Raw genomic sequence first — 14,731 nt, forward strand, 5'->3', positions numbered from 1 at the left:
CGAGGGGGTACAGCGTCATCGCGGCATGGGCAGCGATCGCCCAGGCGCCACACGAGCATGCAGATCCGTTATGATCTGCATGCTCGGGATGCATGACCTCGCTCAACGAAGGATGGCGCGCGCGTGGACTCCCTGTTCGATCAAGTAGTCCAGCGTAGCGGCCTTTCGCCGGTGTTCGCGAAGGGCACGATCCAGCGGGCCTTCGCGCGGATCGGCGTCGATGCGGCAAAGATGAAGCGGGACGATCTCGAGCGCGCGCTCCCCACGCTCCAGGCCGCGCTGGGCGTGTTCCTGCCGCCGCAGGAGCTCAAGGAGCGAATCACGGACATCGGCAGACTCTGCCGCTGATCGCGGAGCAGGGGGGCGCACGTGGGCGCCATCATCGACGCGCTGACCGACCTACAGCACGAGCACGGCTGGCTTGACGACGCGCGCCTCGCCGCGCTCGCGCAGAAGCTCGGCATTCCGCTCTACCGGATCGAAGGGCTCGTCTCGTTTTACCCGCACTTCCGGCGAAAACCCCCGCCGCGCGTGGACGTGGCGCTCTGCCGCGACGTGACGTGCAGGCTCGCCGGCGGCCGCGATTTCCTGGCGCGGGCGCGGCAGGCGGTCGGGAGGGATCCGTCGGTGGAAGTGCGCGAGGTGAGCTGCCTCGGCCGATGTGATCACGCGCCGGCCGCCGCGCTCAACGAGCGACCGATGCACGCGGGAGACCTCGACAACCTCGCCCACGCCGTCCGCTGGGCCGACGAGCCAAGGCCCGAAGCAGCGCCCTCCCCGGCGCGACGCTGGGCGAGTGATCCGTACGAAGACCAAGGATCCCGCTACGGCGTGCTCGCGTCGCTGCGCGGGGACACGCTCGCGGGCGACCGCATCGTGGCGACGCTCGAAACGAGCGGGCTGCGCGGCATGGGCGGCGCGGGCTTCCCCACGGGGCTCAAGTGGAAGCTCGTCCGCAAGGAGACGGCGCACCCGAAGTACGTGGTGTGCAACGCGGACGAGAGCGAGCCGGGCACGTTCAAGGACCGCGTGATCCTCGACGAGCTGCCGCACCTCGTGATCGAGGGCATGGCCATCGCCGCGCTCGTCGTCGGGGCCTCCGAGGGCATCGTGTTCATCCGCCACGAGTACGGTCCCGAGCGGGAGAAGCTCGCTCGCGCGATCGACGAAGCGCGGCAGCGCGGCGCGCTCGGGACCGACGCCCTCGGCCCGGGGTTGCCCTTCGACGTGCGGATCGCGGTCTCGCCGGGCGGATACATCCTCGGCGAGGAGACGGCGCTGCTCGAGTGCCTCGAAGACAAGCGCGGCGAGCCACGGAACAAGCCGCCGTTCCCCGGTCAGAAAGGGCTCTTCGGTCGCCCCACGTTGATCAACAACGTCGAGACGTTCTCGTACGTGCCGCTCCTCGTGAAAGAAGGCGCCGAGGCGTGGAAGGCGCGCGGCGTGCGTGGCGCGGGCGGGCTCAAGTTCATCGCGCTCTCGGGCGACGTCGAGCGGCCCGGTGTCTATCAGGTGCCCATGGGCACGACGATCGGCGAGCTCATCGAGCAGGCCGGCGGCACGAAGGACAAGCGGCCCATCCTCGCGATCGCGCCCGGCGGCGCCTCATCGAACTTCCTGCGCGCGGACGCGACCTCTGCGCCGCTCGACTTCGACGCGCTGCAGAAGCGTGGCTCGATGCTCGGCTCGGGCGCGGTGCTCGTGGTGTGCGAAGGCGCGGACATCGTGGATCTCGTGACGAACGTCGTGGCCTTCTTCCGCAACGAGTCGTGCGGCAAGTGCGTGCCGTGCCGCGTGGGCACGGAGAAGGCCGTCACGATCCTGGAGGATGCGGTGCTCGGGCGCGGGAAGAAGCGGCACCTCGTGGTGCTCTCCGAGCTCGCCGAGACGCTCGCCGACACCTCGATCTGCGGCCTCGGTCAGGTCGCGATCGCGCCGTTCCTCTCCGTCCTGCGCGCGTTCGAGGACGACGTGCGCGCGCGCTTCCCGGAGGATTGATCGAACATGGGCGTGCGAGACGTGCGCATGCGTGGCTTCCGGAAGCGCGCGAGCGTCGAGGAGGCGCTGGCCACGCTCGTGTCGCGCACGGGCGAGCTCGAAGCCGAGCGCGTACCCGTCACGCAGGCGAGCGGGCGTGTGCTCGCCGAAGACGTGACCGCCGTCGCGAGCGTGCCGCACTTCCGCCGTGCCGCGATGGATGGATGGGCCGTCGTCGGAGAGTCGACGTTCGGGGCGAGCACGTACGCGCCCGCCTCGCTCATGCTGATCGGCGAGGCGAGGCCGGGAAGGCCGTTCGCGGGCGCGCTCCGGCGTGGCGAGGCCGTGCGCATCACAACGGGCGCGCCGGTGCCCGAAGGCGCGGACGCGGTCCTCATGGCCGAACGCGCCGAGGAGATTTCGCGCGGCGATCAGACGATCGTTTCCGTCGCGGAGCCGGTCTCGCCGGGGAAACACGTCGGCGCGATCGGCGAGGACGTGCCGGCCGGGACGATCGTGGCGCGGCGAGGCCGCAAGCTCCGGCCGCAGGACGTGGGGCTTTTGGCGAGCGTCGGCGCGGGCCTCGTGCCCGTCGTGCGCAGGCCCCGCGTGCGGGTCGTGATCACGGGGGACGAGCTGCTCGCGCCGGGCAACATGCCCGAGGGATCGTGCATCGTGGACTCGAACAGCGTGGTGCTCGCGGCGCTCGTCGCGCGGGACGGCGGCGCGCTCTCGCCCACGGTGCGCGCGGCCGATCGGTACGAGCTCGTGCGCGAGGCGATCGGCGGCGGCGACGAGGACGTCGTGCTCGTCTCCGGCGGCTCGTCCGTGGGCCCCGAGGATCACGCGCCGCTCGCGCTCGCCGAGATCGGCGAGGTCACGGTGCACGGCGTGGCGATGCGCCCATCGAGCCCGGCCGGCTTTGGCTTCGTCCCCGGAAACGGCCGCCCGCGCCCCGTCTTCCTCCTGCCGGGCAACCCGGTCTCCTGCTTGTGCGCGTACGAGTTTTTTGCAGGACCAACGATCCGCGCGCTCGGCGGCCTCCCGCGCGCGTGGCCCCATCCGCGCGGAAAGGGCCGGCTCGTCGCGAAGATCGTCTCCGAGCTCGGCCGCGTGGATTACGTCCGCGTGCAGTACGACGGCGCGCGGGTCACGCCGATCATGACGAGCGGCGCGTCGATCCTCTCCTCCACGACCCGCGCGGACGGCGTCGTGCTCGTCCCTGCCGGCAGCGAGGGCCATGGGGAGGGCGAGGAGGTCGAGGTTTTCCTCTACGATTGATCTCGGGGGGGCGTCGTGAAGCAAGCGCAGTTCCTGAACGTCGTGGACCGGGACGAGGCCGAGCGGCGCTTCCGCGCAGCGATCGGCGAGCTCGGCGCGATCGGCGTCGAGATCGTCCCGCTCGACGCGGCGCTCGGTCGCTTGCTCGCCGAGGACGTCGCGAGCCCCGTCGACGTGCCCGGCTTCGATCGTTCGAACGTCGATGGCTACGCCGTGCGCGCGTCCGACACGTTCGGCGCCACCGAGGCCGAGCCGCAGCGGCTCCGGCGCTTGCCGGGCAGCGTCGCGATGGGCCGCCTCCCCGACGTCACCGTCGAGCCGGGCACGGCCCTCGCGATCCCCACGGGCGGCGCCGTGCCGCGCGGCGCCGACGCGATCGTCATGGTCGAGCACACGCTCCTCGACGGCGACGACGTGCAGATCACGAAGGCCTCGATCCCCGGCCGATGGATCACCTACGCGGGCACCGACGTCGCGCAGGGTGAGGTCGTGCTCCGCGCGAAGGAGCGCCTCACCTCGCGGGAAACGGGCGTCCTCGCGGCGATCGGCCTCGATCGTGTCGCCGTGCTCGCGCGTCCGCGTGTGGCGATCCTCTCGACGGGCGACGAGATCGTCCCGCCTGGTCAGCCGCTCCTGCCGGGCGCGGTCTACGATTCGAACGCGCGCATCCTGTCCGACGCCGTCCGCGAGGCCGGCGGCGAGCCGTTCCTCGCCGGCATCGTGCCCGACGACGAGACCTCCGTCCGCGACGCGCTCCGCCGCTGCCTCGCCGACGCGCACGTCGTGCTCCTCTCGGGCGGCACCTCGAAGGGCCCCGGCGACCTCAACGCGCGTGTCCTCGCCGAGGCCCTCGATCCGCCCGGCATCGTCGTGCACGGCGTCGCGCTCAAGCCGGGCAAGCCCCTCTGCCTCGCGGTCTCCCGCGGCAAGCCCGTCGTCGTCCTGCCGGGCTTTCCGACCTCGGCGATCTTCACGTTCCACGAGTTCGTCGCGCCCGTCATCCGCGCGCTCGCGGGCCTCTCCGAGCGCGCGGACGACACGGTCACGGCGCGCCTTCCGTTCCGCGTCACGAGCGAGCACGGCCGCACGGAGTACGTGCTCGTGCGCCTCGTCGACGACGAACACGGCGCGCGCGTCGCGTACCCGATCGGCAAGGGCTCGGGCTCCGTCACCACCTTCTCGCAGGCCGACGGCTTTTTCATCGTCGACGAGCGTGTCGAGATGCTCGACGCCGGCGACACCGTCGTGATCCACCCCGTCGCCGGATCCCGCCCACGGCAGGTCGATCTCGTCGTCATCGGCAGCCATTGCGTCGGCCTCGACGTCCTGCTCGGCCGCCTCGCCGCGCGTGGCACCACGAGCAAGCTCATCGCCGTCGGCAGCGAGGCCGGCCTCGCCGCCGTCCGCCGCGGCGAATGCGACGTCGCCGGCGTCCACCTCTACGACCCGAACACCGGCACCTACAACGAGCCTTTCCTCGACCCTGGGCTCGAGCTCGCCCGCGGCTACGGCCGCATGCAAGGCGTGGTCTTCCGCCCCGGCGATCCGCGCTTCGAGGGCAAGCGCGCCGAGGACGCCGTCCGCGAGGCCGCCCGCACCGAGGGCATCGTGATGATCAACCGCAACCGCGGCAGCGGCACCCGCGCGCTCTACGATCGCCTCCTCGGCGACGCGCGCCCCGCCGGCCACTCCGTCGAGGCCTCCTCCCACCGCGCCGTCGCCGCCGCCGTCGCACAAGGCCGCGCCGATTTCGGCATCGCGATCGACATCGTCGCGCGCGATCGGCGCCTCGGCTTCCTCCCGCTCGGCGAGGAGCGCTTCGACTTCGTCGTCCCCTCGAACCGCCTCGGCCGGCCCGCCGTGCGCACCTTCCTCGCCGAGCTCGCGTCCGCACCGACACGCGCGGCCCTGCGCGACCGAGGGCTCCTCGCGTGAGCGCCGGCCTCGTCCCCGGCCTCGGCGCCGTCGTCCTCGCGGGCGGCCGCAGCAGCCGCATGGGCCGCCCCAAGGCCTGGCTCCCCTTCGGCGACGAGGTCCTCCTCCAGCGCGTCGTACGTCGCCTCGCCACGGTCGCCGCGCCCCTCGTCGTCGTCCGCGCCCCCGGGCAAGCGCTCCCGCCGCTCCCGGCCGACGTCGCCCTCGCCGACGACCCCGTCGAAGGCCGCGGGCCTCTCCAGGGCATCGCGGTGGGCCTCGCGGCGCTCGCTGGCAAGGCCGAAGCCGCGTTCGTCTCCTCCACCGACGCGCCTTTCGTGGATCCCGCGCTCGTGCGTTTTCTCGCGGATCTCCGCGGCTCCACGCACGACGTCGTCGTCCCTCGCGCTGGCGGGCATTACCACCCGCTCGCGGCGGTGTACGGCGTCTCGGTCGTGTCCGAGATCAACGCCCTCCTCGCCGAGGACCGCCTCCGCCCGTTTTTCCTGTTCGAGCGCGTCCGCACCCTCGTCGTCCCCGAAGATCGGCTCCGCGAGGCGCCCGGCGTTTCCCTCTCCGGCGACGAGATCCTCGCCTTGCGAAACCTCAACACGCCCGAGGACTGGCGCGCGGCGCTCGACGTCGCGGGCCTGCCGATGCCGCGCGATCCGGCTTGAGCGAAAGCCGCCTACCGGCCACGCTAGGCCCGATGCAAAGGGACCAAGCCGAGACGACCGACGTTTCCCCCGCGGCCGAGCCGCAGGCCGCCGAGGCGCCTCTGCCCGATCCCCATGCCGAAGACGCCGCGCCCGCTGCGGGCCCGCTCCGTTGGCAGAAAAACCTGCTCCTCCTCGTCCTCACCATCGCCTCGACGCTCGTCACCTTTGCCTTCTCGAACGGCCTCGTCCCCGAAGGCGCGCCGTTCGCCGAGCAGCTCCGCGGCGTTCTGCGCGCGTGGACGTACACCGTTCCGCTCATGGCCATCCTGCTGACGCACGAGCTCGGCCATTACTTCGCGGCGCGCCTCCACAAGGTCCCGGCTTCGCTCCCCTTTTTCATTCCCCTGCCCCTCCTGAGCCCGTTCGGCACCATGGGCGCGGTCATCGGCATGAGCGGCCGCATCAAGAGCCGCAATGCCTTGCTCGACATCGGCGCGGCCGGCCCGCTCGCCGGCCTCCTCGTCGCCATTCCCGTGATCCTCTACGGCCTGCGCACCTCGCCCGTCCTGCCCATCCCCGAGGAGGGCATCCAGGAGGGGCAATGCCTGCTTTATTTCGCGCTGAAGCGCCTCGCCCTCGGCACGATCCCCGCGGGGCACGACGTCTTCCTCAATGGCCCCGCGTTCGCCGGCTGGGTCGGGCTCTTCGTCACGATGCTGAACCTCGTCCCCGTCGGCCAGCTCGACGGCGGTCACATCGCGTATGCCCTCTTCGGCGAAAAGCAGAATCGATATGCCCGGATCGTCCACGTGACGATGCTCGGCATGTTCCTCTTGAACCTCGCCCGCTTCCTGCCCCCGGCGCTCCGGGCCGGCGAGGGCGTCGGCGATGCCGTCGGCAATTCGATCTCGTGGCTCGTGTGGTTCGTCCTGGTCCACCTGCTCGGCCGCCTCGGCGGCAAGGATCATCCCCCGACCGAGCCGGGCGAGCTCTCGCCCGTGCGCCGCGGAATCGCCGTCCTCTCGCTCGTCGTCTTCGTCCTGCTCTTCATGCCGACGCCCTGGTCGAAGTATTGAGCGAACGCCCGCTACACGAGCGTCTCGAAGAACATATCGAGGAGCCGATCCGTGGCCCGGGTGCTGCCCTCCGGCCCTCGATCGACGCGCGCGAAGGGATGTGAATCGCGCTGGTACGACCGGTGGAGATCGAGGATCTCGAGATCGAGATCGAGGCCGCCGGGGCCCGTTTCGCGCGCCCCGAGCGGCTCTTTCTCGTTCTCCTCCATGGAATCGTCACCCCGCGGCGCGCCGCCGCATCCCAGCGCGCGGCCGCCCGATTCGCCGCGTCCGGGCCACACGCGCCCCTGTCGCGTCCGCGTCCGCGGCGGAATCGGCGCCGCGGCGCTCCTCCTCGTCTTCCTCGAACTCGGCCAGGACGAATTCGACGAAGGTCACGCTCTCCATGTATTCGTTCGTCGTGAAAGACCAGGGATCGACGGGGACGGGCCTCCGATCATGGCGTGCAATGGACGGACGGCGGCGAATGCGAGGCGAAAGAAAGCGCATGTTGTTGCTCTCGAAGGTAAGACGTCGACAGCTCTAAGTACGTAGGAAGAGATGCTGCTCGCGCCCTTTTCGCTCGCGGCCGCGTCGCGAAAAGGGCGCGCAAAATTCACGGCTTCGCTTTGACGGCCGCCGCCATGGCCTCCACGAGCGACATCGTCGGCGGCGGCACCGAAGGCGTCGGCTCCTCTTCGGCCTCCGCGGCGGGTGCAACCTGCTCCGCCTTGGACGCAGGCGCGGGCGCCTTCGCGACGGACGCCGCATTCCGGTTCGCCCCGGGCACGTGGCTCTGCCAGCTCGGCGCGGGTATCGCCGCAAGGGCGGGCTTCGCCTCGGGGAGCGCCTTCACCGGCTCCTCCACGCGCGGCGCCGCCGGCTCCAGCCGGAAGCTCGTGGCGATGCGGTGCGCCCGCTCCGTCGCGCCCCGCATCACCTTGCCCGCGAGCTCCGGCGCCGTCAGCGACGAACGTCCGGCCCGCGCCGCCCGCTCCTCACCGACCTTGTAGCCCATCACCAGCGACCCCCCGACGGCCACCGCCAAGAGCACTCGGTCGAACGTAATCGGCCGCGGCCGCGACGAGATCGGCTCACGCTCGCGCGCGGCGTCGCTCCCGGCCTGCACCGGCGGCGCCGCCGCTGTGGACGCCGGGAAAAGGTCGACGCCGCGGATCGCCGCGCGGACGCTCATCGACACCTCGCCAAGGTCCGCGCCGGGCGGAGGCGGCGACAGCATCGACGAACGCGATCGATCCGCGAGCTCGTGCAGCTCCTCCAGCCGCTCCAGCTTGCTGCGTGGCCCCTCGCGTCCGCTCCCGGGCGCCGATAGGCACGTCGGATCGTCGTCGGCGAGGTTCGTTTGCCGCCGGAAACGTAAAGCAAAGGCCTCCGATACGCACCGGGGACAGATCGTCGCCTCCATCCCCGGGCGCTCGCTCACCTGGGTCCCCCCACAGACGCCACAACTCGTACTCATTGGATTCCCCCCGAATCCAAGCAGTATGCTCAGCTAGTGCCTCATATTACCAAGTTAAAGCGAGCGTGCATGTCCATTCGACGCGGCTTGGTGGGGGGCGGGTTGCGTCGAAAAGCGGTTGCTCGGGGCGGACGAGGTGCTTCGAGCGGGGGCGTGAAACTCGCGCGTGGCGCGGCTCGTGTGCTAGGAAGGCCGCGCTTGGAGGAAAAAGAATGGGACTTTCCGATGCGCTCGCGGACAAGGACAAGAAGGGCCGGATCATCTCCGACTGCGCCACGTTGATCGACGAAGAGGTCGCGTCGAAGGGGCTCGCCGCGCTGCCGCTCAAGGCGGGTTACAAGGCGATCAAGGGCATCAAGCCCGGCTTCATTCCGCACGTCCTCGAGTCGCTCCTGCCCGAGATGGCCACGAAGGTGGACCCGCTCTGGGCCGAGGGCGTCTCCGCGGGCAATCCCGTCAAATTCTTCCAGGACAACCGCGGGCGTGTCGCGGACGCCCTGCTCTCCGTGACCGACGCGAAATCGAAAAACGCGAAAAACGCGCTCGTCCGTTCGACCTACGAATCGCTGCGCGGCACGGCCAAAAAGCACGTCGAGGAGGCCATCCCGCGCCTCTCGAAGGTCATCGAAAAGTACGCCTGATTCGAAGCGCCTCTCAGGCGACCTGGGCGGTGCGCGGGATGTCCGGCTCGACGAAGCACCAGCGCACGTCGGACCTCCTGTGGCGCAGCGACGCCTCGAACTCGTTGATCGCCGTGCAGACCTCGTTCGTGGTCACGCCCTCGTAAAAGCTCACCTTCACGGCCACGAGCACCTCGCCCGGGCCTTGCTGCATCGTGATCACGTGCAGCACCCGATCGATCTTCGGGTGCGCCGCGACCGCCTGGCGCACGGCCACCTCGACCTCCGGATCCGCGGACTCGCCGATCAGGAGCGACATGATCTCCACCGCGAGGAAGACCGCCACCGCCACGAGCACGAGCCCGATCGCGATGCTGCCGATCGCGTCCCACTTCGGATCTCCGGTCACGTACGCCGCCGCGAGCGCGATCGACGCGAGGATGAGGCCGAGCGAGGCCGCCGCGTTCTCGCCGAAGACGACGACGAGGTCCGAGTCCTTCGTGTCCTTGAGGTACTGGAAGAACGGCTTCTGCCCGCGACGCTTGTTCATCTCGCGGATGTTCGACAGCGTCGCGCCGCCCTCGAGCAGCAGGGAAAACCCGAGGATCCCGAGGCCGAGGTGCACCTTCTCCACGGGCTCGGGGTGGCCGAGCTTGTGGATCCCCTCGTAGATCGAGAAGACGCCGCCGCCCGAGAAGAGCAGCAGCGCGACCAGGAACGACCAGAAGTAGAGCGAGCGCCCGTAGCCGAGTGGGTGCGACGCGTCCGGCTTCTTCCGCGCCCGGTTCACGCCGAGCAGGAGCAGGAGCTGGTTGCCGCAATCCGCCGCCGAGTGCAGCGTCTCGGCGAGCAGCGCGCCCGAGCCCGTCAGGAACGCGACCACGCCCTTGCCCGCCGCGATGGCGAGGTTGGTGAGCAGCGACTGGACGATATGGGAGGTCGAATGGTCTTCCGACGACGACACGGGAGCCCTTGTATCACGAGCGCGCCCCGAAAAAGAAAACCCCCAGCAGGCCGAAGCATGCTGGGGGTTTTGCTTACCGCGAACCTTCGATCAGGAAGGATCGCCGAACGACCGCTGGAAGAGCTCCTCGATCGCCTGCTTTCCGTCCTCGGTCAGGTTCTGCGTGCCGATGCCGGCGAAGGCCTCGCTCTTGATCATCGGCAGGGTCGCCATCTCCCACGCCGTCCCGCTCCAGCGGAACCAGGTCCGCTTCTGCTGGTCGAAGACGTAGAGCGGCTTCTTCCAGAGCCGCGCGAGCTCCGCGCCCCAGCCCGTGCCGCCGCGGACCGTGCCGTCGTCCTGGATCTGGCCGACGACGAAGACCTCGCGCGCCGCGTTGATCTGGTACCAGATCGTCTGCAGCACGTTGCGCACCAGCGGGATCTCGCTGAGCACGCGGCCGAGGCGCTTCGACACGTAGACCAGGCTGAAGTCGCCGCGGCGCAGGTCCGCCTCGCTCAGCACCTGCACCCCGCGCGTACGCTCGCGCAGCGTGTGGCCCTCGAAGCTGAAGTTCGTCTCCGTCAGGCCCCAGCGCTCCGCACACGCGCCGAACGCCGCCTCCGCGCCCTTCGCGCCGCCCGAGTAGAGGCGGTAGCGCTTGGCATCGCGCGGACGCTCGGAGGCCGGCGGGATGTCCGCGTCGATAATCCGCATCGTGTGCGGCTCGAGGCGAAGCGAGAGATCGGCGATCTCCTTGCTGTCGTGATCCTTGAGCAGGCGCAGGCGCACGACGTCCTTCTCGGGGTCGAGGAAGACCACGACGCCGAGTTTGTCGAAGAACCGATCGACCGGCGCGGGCGCCGAGCCCGGCTTCGCCTCGCTGGCCTTCGTCGTCGTCGAGAGCCAGAGCTCGGCCGAGTGATCCCGCGCGAGCGTGATCAGCGTGTCGATCATGGCCTCGGTCGCGTGCGCGCAATCGAAGCCGTCGATGATGATCACGTCCGGCGAGAAGTGCGCGATCTCGCGGGCGAACGCCACGGTCTCGACGAGCTTCTTCATCGACGACGACGCGCCCTCGGTCGTGTTCCCGTGACCGAGGAGCGAGAAGATCAGCCGGTGACGCTCCAGGTCCAGGCGCACGGACTCGGGCTCGGCGAGCTTCGTGTACGTCGCGATGTCGTGGAAGAGCTCGTCGTAGTAAGCGCGCACGTGATCGACGGCGTGCTCCGTCGAGATGTGCAGCACGCGCCGATCACGCAGCAGATCGTCCAGCGCGATCTGCACGAGGAGCGCCGTCTTGCCGACGCCCGCGCGCGAGAGAACGACGCCCACGTTGCCGCGGCCCAGGCCGCCGTGCATCGACTTCTCGAAGACCCGCATGGGGCTCCGCTCGTTGACCTCTTTGCGGTACATCGGTGCCCTCACTTCCCCTTCTTCGCCAGCTCTTCTTTGTGCTTCTTGATGAGCTCCTCGGAGATCGCTCCGGGGACCGGGGCGTACCGGGAGAACTCCATGGTAAACTCAGCTTTGCCCTGCGTCGCGGAGCGAAGAACGGTCGAGAACCCGAACATCTCGGCGAGGGGGACCTCTGCCTCGACGCGGCAGAACCCTTCGGACTCCGTCGTGCCGATGATGATGCCGCGGCGCTGCATCAGGATGCCGACCACGCCGCCCTGGAACTCCGCCGGGCTCTCGGCCGCGACCTTCATGAGCGGCTCGAGGATCTGCGGACCCGCCTTGGGATAAGCCTCACGCCACGCGCCGCGCGAGGCCTCCTGGAACGCGATGTCCGACGAGTCGACTGCGTGCGCGGCGCCGTCGTTGATCGTGACACGGACGCCCGTGACGGGCGCGTGGATGACGAGGCCCTTCGCGAGCATCGAGCGGAAGCCCTTGTCGCACGAAGAGATGAACTCCTTCGGGATGGAGCCGCCCGTGATGTCGTCGACGAACTCGAACCCTTCCTCGAAGGGCTCCATGAAGCCCGCGACCTTGCCGTACTGGCCCGAGCCGCCGGTCTGCTTCTTGTGCGTGTAGTTGAACTCCACGCGGCGCGTGATCGTCTCGCGGTACGCGACGCGCGGCGGGCTCGTCACGACCTCGGCCCCGTACTCGCGCTTCATGCGCTCGATGTACACGTCGAGGTGCAGCTCGCCCATGCCCTGGACGATCGTCTCGTTCGTCTCGGGATCGCTGCCCACGCGGAAGGTCGGGTCCTCCTTCGTGAAGCGCTTCAGCGCCTTCGACATGTTGACCTGCGCCTTGTTGTCCTTCGGCGTCACGGTCAATGCGATGACCGGGTCGGGCACGTGCATGCTCGTCATCGCCACGCTGAGCGTGCCGTCGGTGAACGTGTCACCCGAGTTGCAGTCGACGCCGAACATCGCGACGATGTCGCCGGCGCCCGCGCTGTCGATGTCCTCCATCTCGTCAGAGTGCATGCGAACGAGGCGGCCAACCTTGTGGCGCTTGCCCGTGCGGGTGTTCGTGATCTCCTTGCCCTTCGAGATCGTGCCCTGGTAGACGCGCAGGTACGAGAGCTGGCCGAAGCGGCCGTCCTCGAGCTTGAACGCAAGCATGACGAGCGGCTTTTCCGGGTCGCTGTCGAGCGAGATCTTCGCCTCGTCCTTCTCCAGGTCGACGGCGTGGTTCGTGATGTCCGTGGGGCAGGGCAGGAACTTCGTGACCCCGTCGAGCAGGAGCTGCACGGCCTTGTTCTTGTAGGCCGAACCCATCATCACGGGCACGATCTGGAGGTTCACCGTGGCCGAGCGGACCGCCTTGTTGATGAGGTCCTCGGTCACGCGCTCCTCGAGCATCGCCTCGGTGAGTTCGTCCGAGAACATGCTCAGCGCGTCGAGCATCTCCTCGCGGCACTTCTGCGCCTCGGCCTTCATATCGGCCGGCACGTCGGACTCGAGGATCTTCTCGCCGTTCGCGCCCTCGAACCGGAACGCCTTCATCTTGATCAGGTCGACCACGCCCTCGAACTTGTCTTCGAGGCCGATCGGGAGCTGCAAGAGCACCGGGTTCAGGTTGAGCTTCTCGCGGAGCTGGTCGCGCGCGCGGAGCGGGTTCGCGCCGGCGCGGTCGCACTTGTTGACGAACGCGATGCGCGGAACGCCGTAGCGGCGCATCTGGCGATCGACCGTGAGCGACTGCGACTGCACGCCCGCGACCGAGCAGAGCACGAGGATCGCGCCGTCGAGCACGCGCAAGCTGCGCTCGACCTCGATCGTGAAGTCGACGTGGCCGGGCGTGTCGATGATGTTGATCTGGGTGTTGCCCCAGGTGCAGAACGTCGCTGCAGACTGGATGGTGATCCCGCGCTCGCGCTCGAGATCCATCGAGTCCATCTTCGCGCCGACGCCGTCCTTGCCCTTCACGTCGTGAATGGCGTGGATCCTCTTCGTGTAGAAGAGGATGCGCTCGGTCAGCGTGGTCTTCCCCGAGTCGATGTGGGCGCTGATTCCTATGTTCCTGAGCCTGGACAGATCGCTGATCACGAAGAGGACTCCTGCTGCCCCCTGGGGGAGGGCGGCTCTCGGCAAAAAACGCGGCGCGCTATAATCGTTAGCCGGCGGTCACGCCAGGGGAAAGTGGACTGGCGTGCCGGCTGACACCGTCTCGTCACGCCGGTGAGGGACGTGATTCCCTTCTTTTCTGGCTCGCCCACCGCATCGCAGGGCGCTCGACGAGCACCCAGGATGCGTAGCCCACGACGACCGAGGCGACCAGCGCGAACGACGCGGTCCGCACGAGGTTCTTCCAGGTTGGCGGTGACGCGGGCTCGAGGTCCGAGAGCCCGAGCGCGAGCTGGTGATAGAGGAACACACCATAACTCACGATTCCGACGAAGGCGAGCGGGCGCGGCGCCACGATCCCGAGCGCGCGGCCGCGGCAGAGGACGGCCGAAAGGACAAGCGCCGCCGTGACCAGCGAGAGCAGCGCATACGGCGCGCCGCCGCCGGGTTCGAGGTAATGAAGCCCCTCCAGCCGGAACGCGATCACGAGCGCAGGCACGCACGCAGCGAGCGCGTAAGGCGCGAGCGCGGCCGCGCGCTCGCTTCGTGCGAGGGCGACATACACCCGCGCCGCGAGCGCGCCGAGCACGAACTGATCGAGCCGGCTCGGGATCCACCGCCGCTGCGTTGCTTCGAGCAGGCCCGTGTGGATCCCCGGTTCGAGCACGATCGCGTGGAGCCACATGCGCACGAGCCAGCTTCCGATCACCACGCCCGCGCCGATCCAGATCGCCCGCCGCCCCTCCTTGCAGACGAGGGGCGCGAGCCACGGAAAGACCAGATAGAAGCAGGCCTCCGTGGTGAGCGACCACGTCGCCCCGATGATCACGATCCCGCCCGGCGAGACGTATCCTTGGAGCACCAACAGATGCGCGGCGAGCGACGCGGCGAACGAGGGCGCGCCGAAGACGCCGCGGTGGAAGGCGATCGTCACGACGAGCGCGACCCAGTAGGCAGGCAGGATGCGCGCGGCGCGCCGGAGCAAGAAGTCGCGCGGAGGTTGTCCGCCCGAACGGATCCACGAGAGCCCGAGCGAGAAGCCCGAGAGCACGAAGAAGAGGTCGACGCCCCACCACGCATGATGGAGCACCGTCAGGATCCACGGCACGAGCGGCGCCGGCGCGCGCGCCTCGACCGACGCGCGCACGAGCGGGAGGAATCGATCGCCGAGGTGCTGGACGAAGACCGCGAGGATCGCCACGCCGCGCAGGGCGTCGAGCTGCGGCAAGGAGGGCCCTGCGCTCGGCGCCGGCCTTTCGAGGGCGAGGGGCATGT

At 69.5% G+C, this 14,731-nt stretch carries 14 protein-coding genes; 7 read left to right on the forward strand and 7 right to left on the reverse strand.

Going from position 1 to position 14,731, the window contains the following annotated elements; all coding sequences use genetic code 11:
- Window positions 1–123: 123 nt before the first annotated feature.
- From POL67_RS46315 to POL67_RS46340, 6 genes are read left to right on the forward strand one after another with little or no spacing between them, the layout of a single operon-like run.
- Window positions 124–348, forward strand: a complete 225-nt coding sequence (locus tag POL67_RS46315) for a hypothetical protein (RefSeq protein WP_136928993.1) — start codon at window positions 124–126, stop codon at window positions 346–348.
- A gap of 21 nt (window positions 349–369) precedes the next feature.
- The gene (locus POL67_RS46320) at window positions 370–1,998 is read left to right on the forward strand and encodes an NADH-ubiquinone oxidoreductase-F iron-sulfur binding region domain-containing protein (protein WP_271927999.1); all 1,629 of its coding nucleotides are present in this window, start codon (window positions 370–372) and stop codon (window positions 1,996–1,998) included.
- 6 nt (window positions 1,999–2,004) lie between these two features.
- Window positions 2,005–3,258: a molybdopterin molybdotransferase MoeA gene (locus POL67_RS46325; protein ID WP_271928002.1), complete on the forward strand. Its 1,254-nt coding sequence runs from the start codon at window positions 2,005–2,007 to the stop codon at window positions 3,256–3,258.
- Window positions 3,259–3,273: 15 nt separating this feature from the next.
- Window positions 3,274–5,193 carry a molybdopterin biosynthesis protein gene (locus tag POL67_RS46330; RefSeq protein WP_271928004.1) on the forward strand — a complete coding sequence of 640 codons (1,920 nt, stop codon included), beginning with the start codon at window positions 3,274–3,276 and terminating at the stop codon, window positions 5,191–5,193.
- On the forward strand, window positions 5,190–5,849 hold the full coding sequence (mobA, locus tag POL67_RS46335; RefSeq protein WP_271928005.1) for a molybdenum cofactor guanylyltransferase: 660 nt from the start codon (window positions 5,190–5,192) through the stop codon (window positions 5,847–5,849). The genes POL67_RS46330 and mobA overlap by 4 nt, the downstream gene beginning before the upstream one ends.
- 32 nt (window positions 5,850–5,881) lie before the next feature.
- Entirely contained in the window at window positions 5,882–6,907 is a 1,026-nt protein-coding gene (locus POL67_RS46340; protein WP_271928008.1) for a site-2 protease family protein, read from the forward strand.
- A gap of 11 nt (window positions 6,908–6,918) precedes the next feature.
- Here the strand turns inward: POL67_RS46340 and POL67_RS46345 are convergent, their stop codons facing one another.
- The 3 genes from POL67_RS46345 to POL67_RS46355 form a co-directional block, all read right to left on the reverse strand.
- A complete protein-coding gene (locus POL67_RS46345; RefSeq protein WP_271928010.1) occupies window positions 6,919–7,116 on the reverse strand; it encodes a hypothetical protein in 198 nt (65 codons plus the stop codon).
- Window positions 7,117–7,123: 7 nt separating this feature from the next.
- A complete protein-coding gene (locus POL67_RS46350; protein ID WP_271928012.1) occupies window positions 7,124–7,285 on the reverse strand; it encodes a hypothetical protein in 162 nt (53 codons plus the stop codon).
- Window positions 7,286–7,502: 217 nt separating this feature from the next.
- The gene (locus POL67_RS46355) at window positions 7,503–8,330 is read right to left on the reverse strand and encodes a hypothetical protein (RefSeq protein WP_271928013.1); all 828 of its coding nucleotides are present in this window, start codon (window positions 8,328–8,330) and stop codon (window positions 7,503–7,505) included.
- Window positions 8,331–8,578: 248 nt separating this feature from the next.
- Here POL67_RS46355 and POL67_RS46360 point away from each other — a divergent pair, with 248 nt between their 5' ends.
- Window positions 8,579–9,007, forward strand: coding sequence for a DUF6918 family protein (locus POL67_RS46360; protein ID WP_136928997.1), 429 nt, complete (start codon window positions 8,579–8,581; stop codon window positions 9,005–9,007).
- Between the two features lie 13 nt (window positions 9,008–9,020).
- Here the strand turns inward: POL67_RS46360 and POL67_RS46365 are convergent, their stop codons facing one another.
- The 4 genes from POL67_RS46365 to POL67_RS46380 all read right to left on the reverse strand — a co-directional run bounded on the left by POL67_RS46365 (window position 9,021) and on the right by POL67_RS46380 (window position 14,729).
- Window positions 9,021–9,950 (reverse strand): cation diffusion facilitator family transporter, encoded by a 930-nt coding sequence (locus POL67_RS46365; protein ID WP_271928016.1) that lies wholly within the window; start codon window positions 9,948–9,950, stop codon window positions 9,021–9,023.
- Between the two features lie 90 nt (window positions 9,951–10,040).
- A complete protein-coding gene (locus tag POL67_RS46370; RefSeq protein WP_271928017.1) occupies window positions 10,041–11,345 on the reverse strand; it encodes a hypothetical protein in 1,305 nt (434 codons plus the stop codon).
- Between the two features lie 8 nt (window positions 11,346–11,353).
- A complete protein-coding gene (gene fusA / locus POL67_RS46375; RefSeq protein ID WP_271928019.1) occupies window positions 11,354–13,438 on the reverse strand; it encodes an elongation factor G in 2,085 nt (694 codons plus the stop codon).
- Between the two features lie 124 nt (window positions 13,439–13,562).
- Window positions 13,563–14,729 (reverse strand): acyltransferase family protein, encoded by a 1,167-nt coding sequence (locus POL67_RS46380; RefSeq protein ID WP_271928021.1) that lies wholly within the window; start codon window positions 14,727–14,729, stop codon window positions 13,563–13,565.
- Between the last annotated feature and the right edge of the window lie 2 nt (window positions 14,730–14,731).

Source organism: Polyangium mundeleinium (assembly GCF_028369105.1).
In the GTDB taxonomy this organism is placed as follows: domain Bacteria; phylum Myxococcota_A; class Polyangia; order Polyangiales; family Polyangiaceae; genus Polyangium; species Polyangium mundeleinium.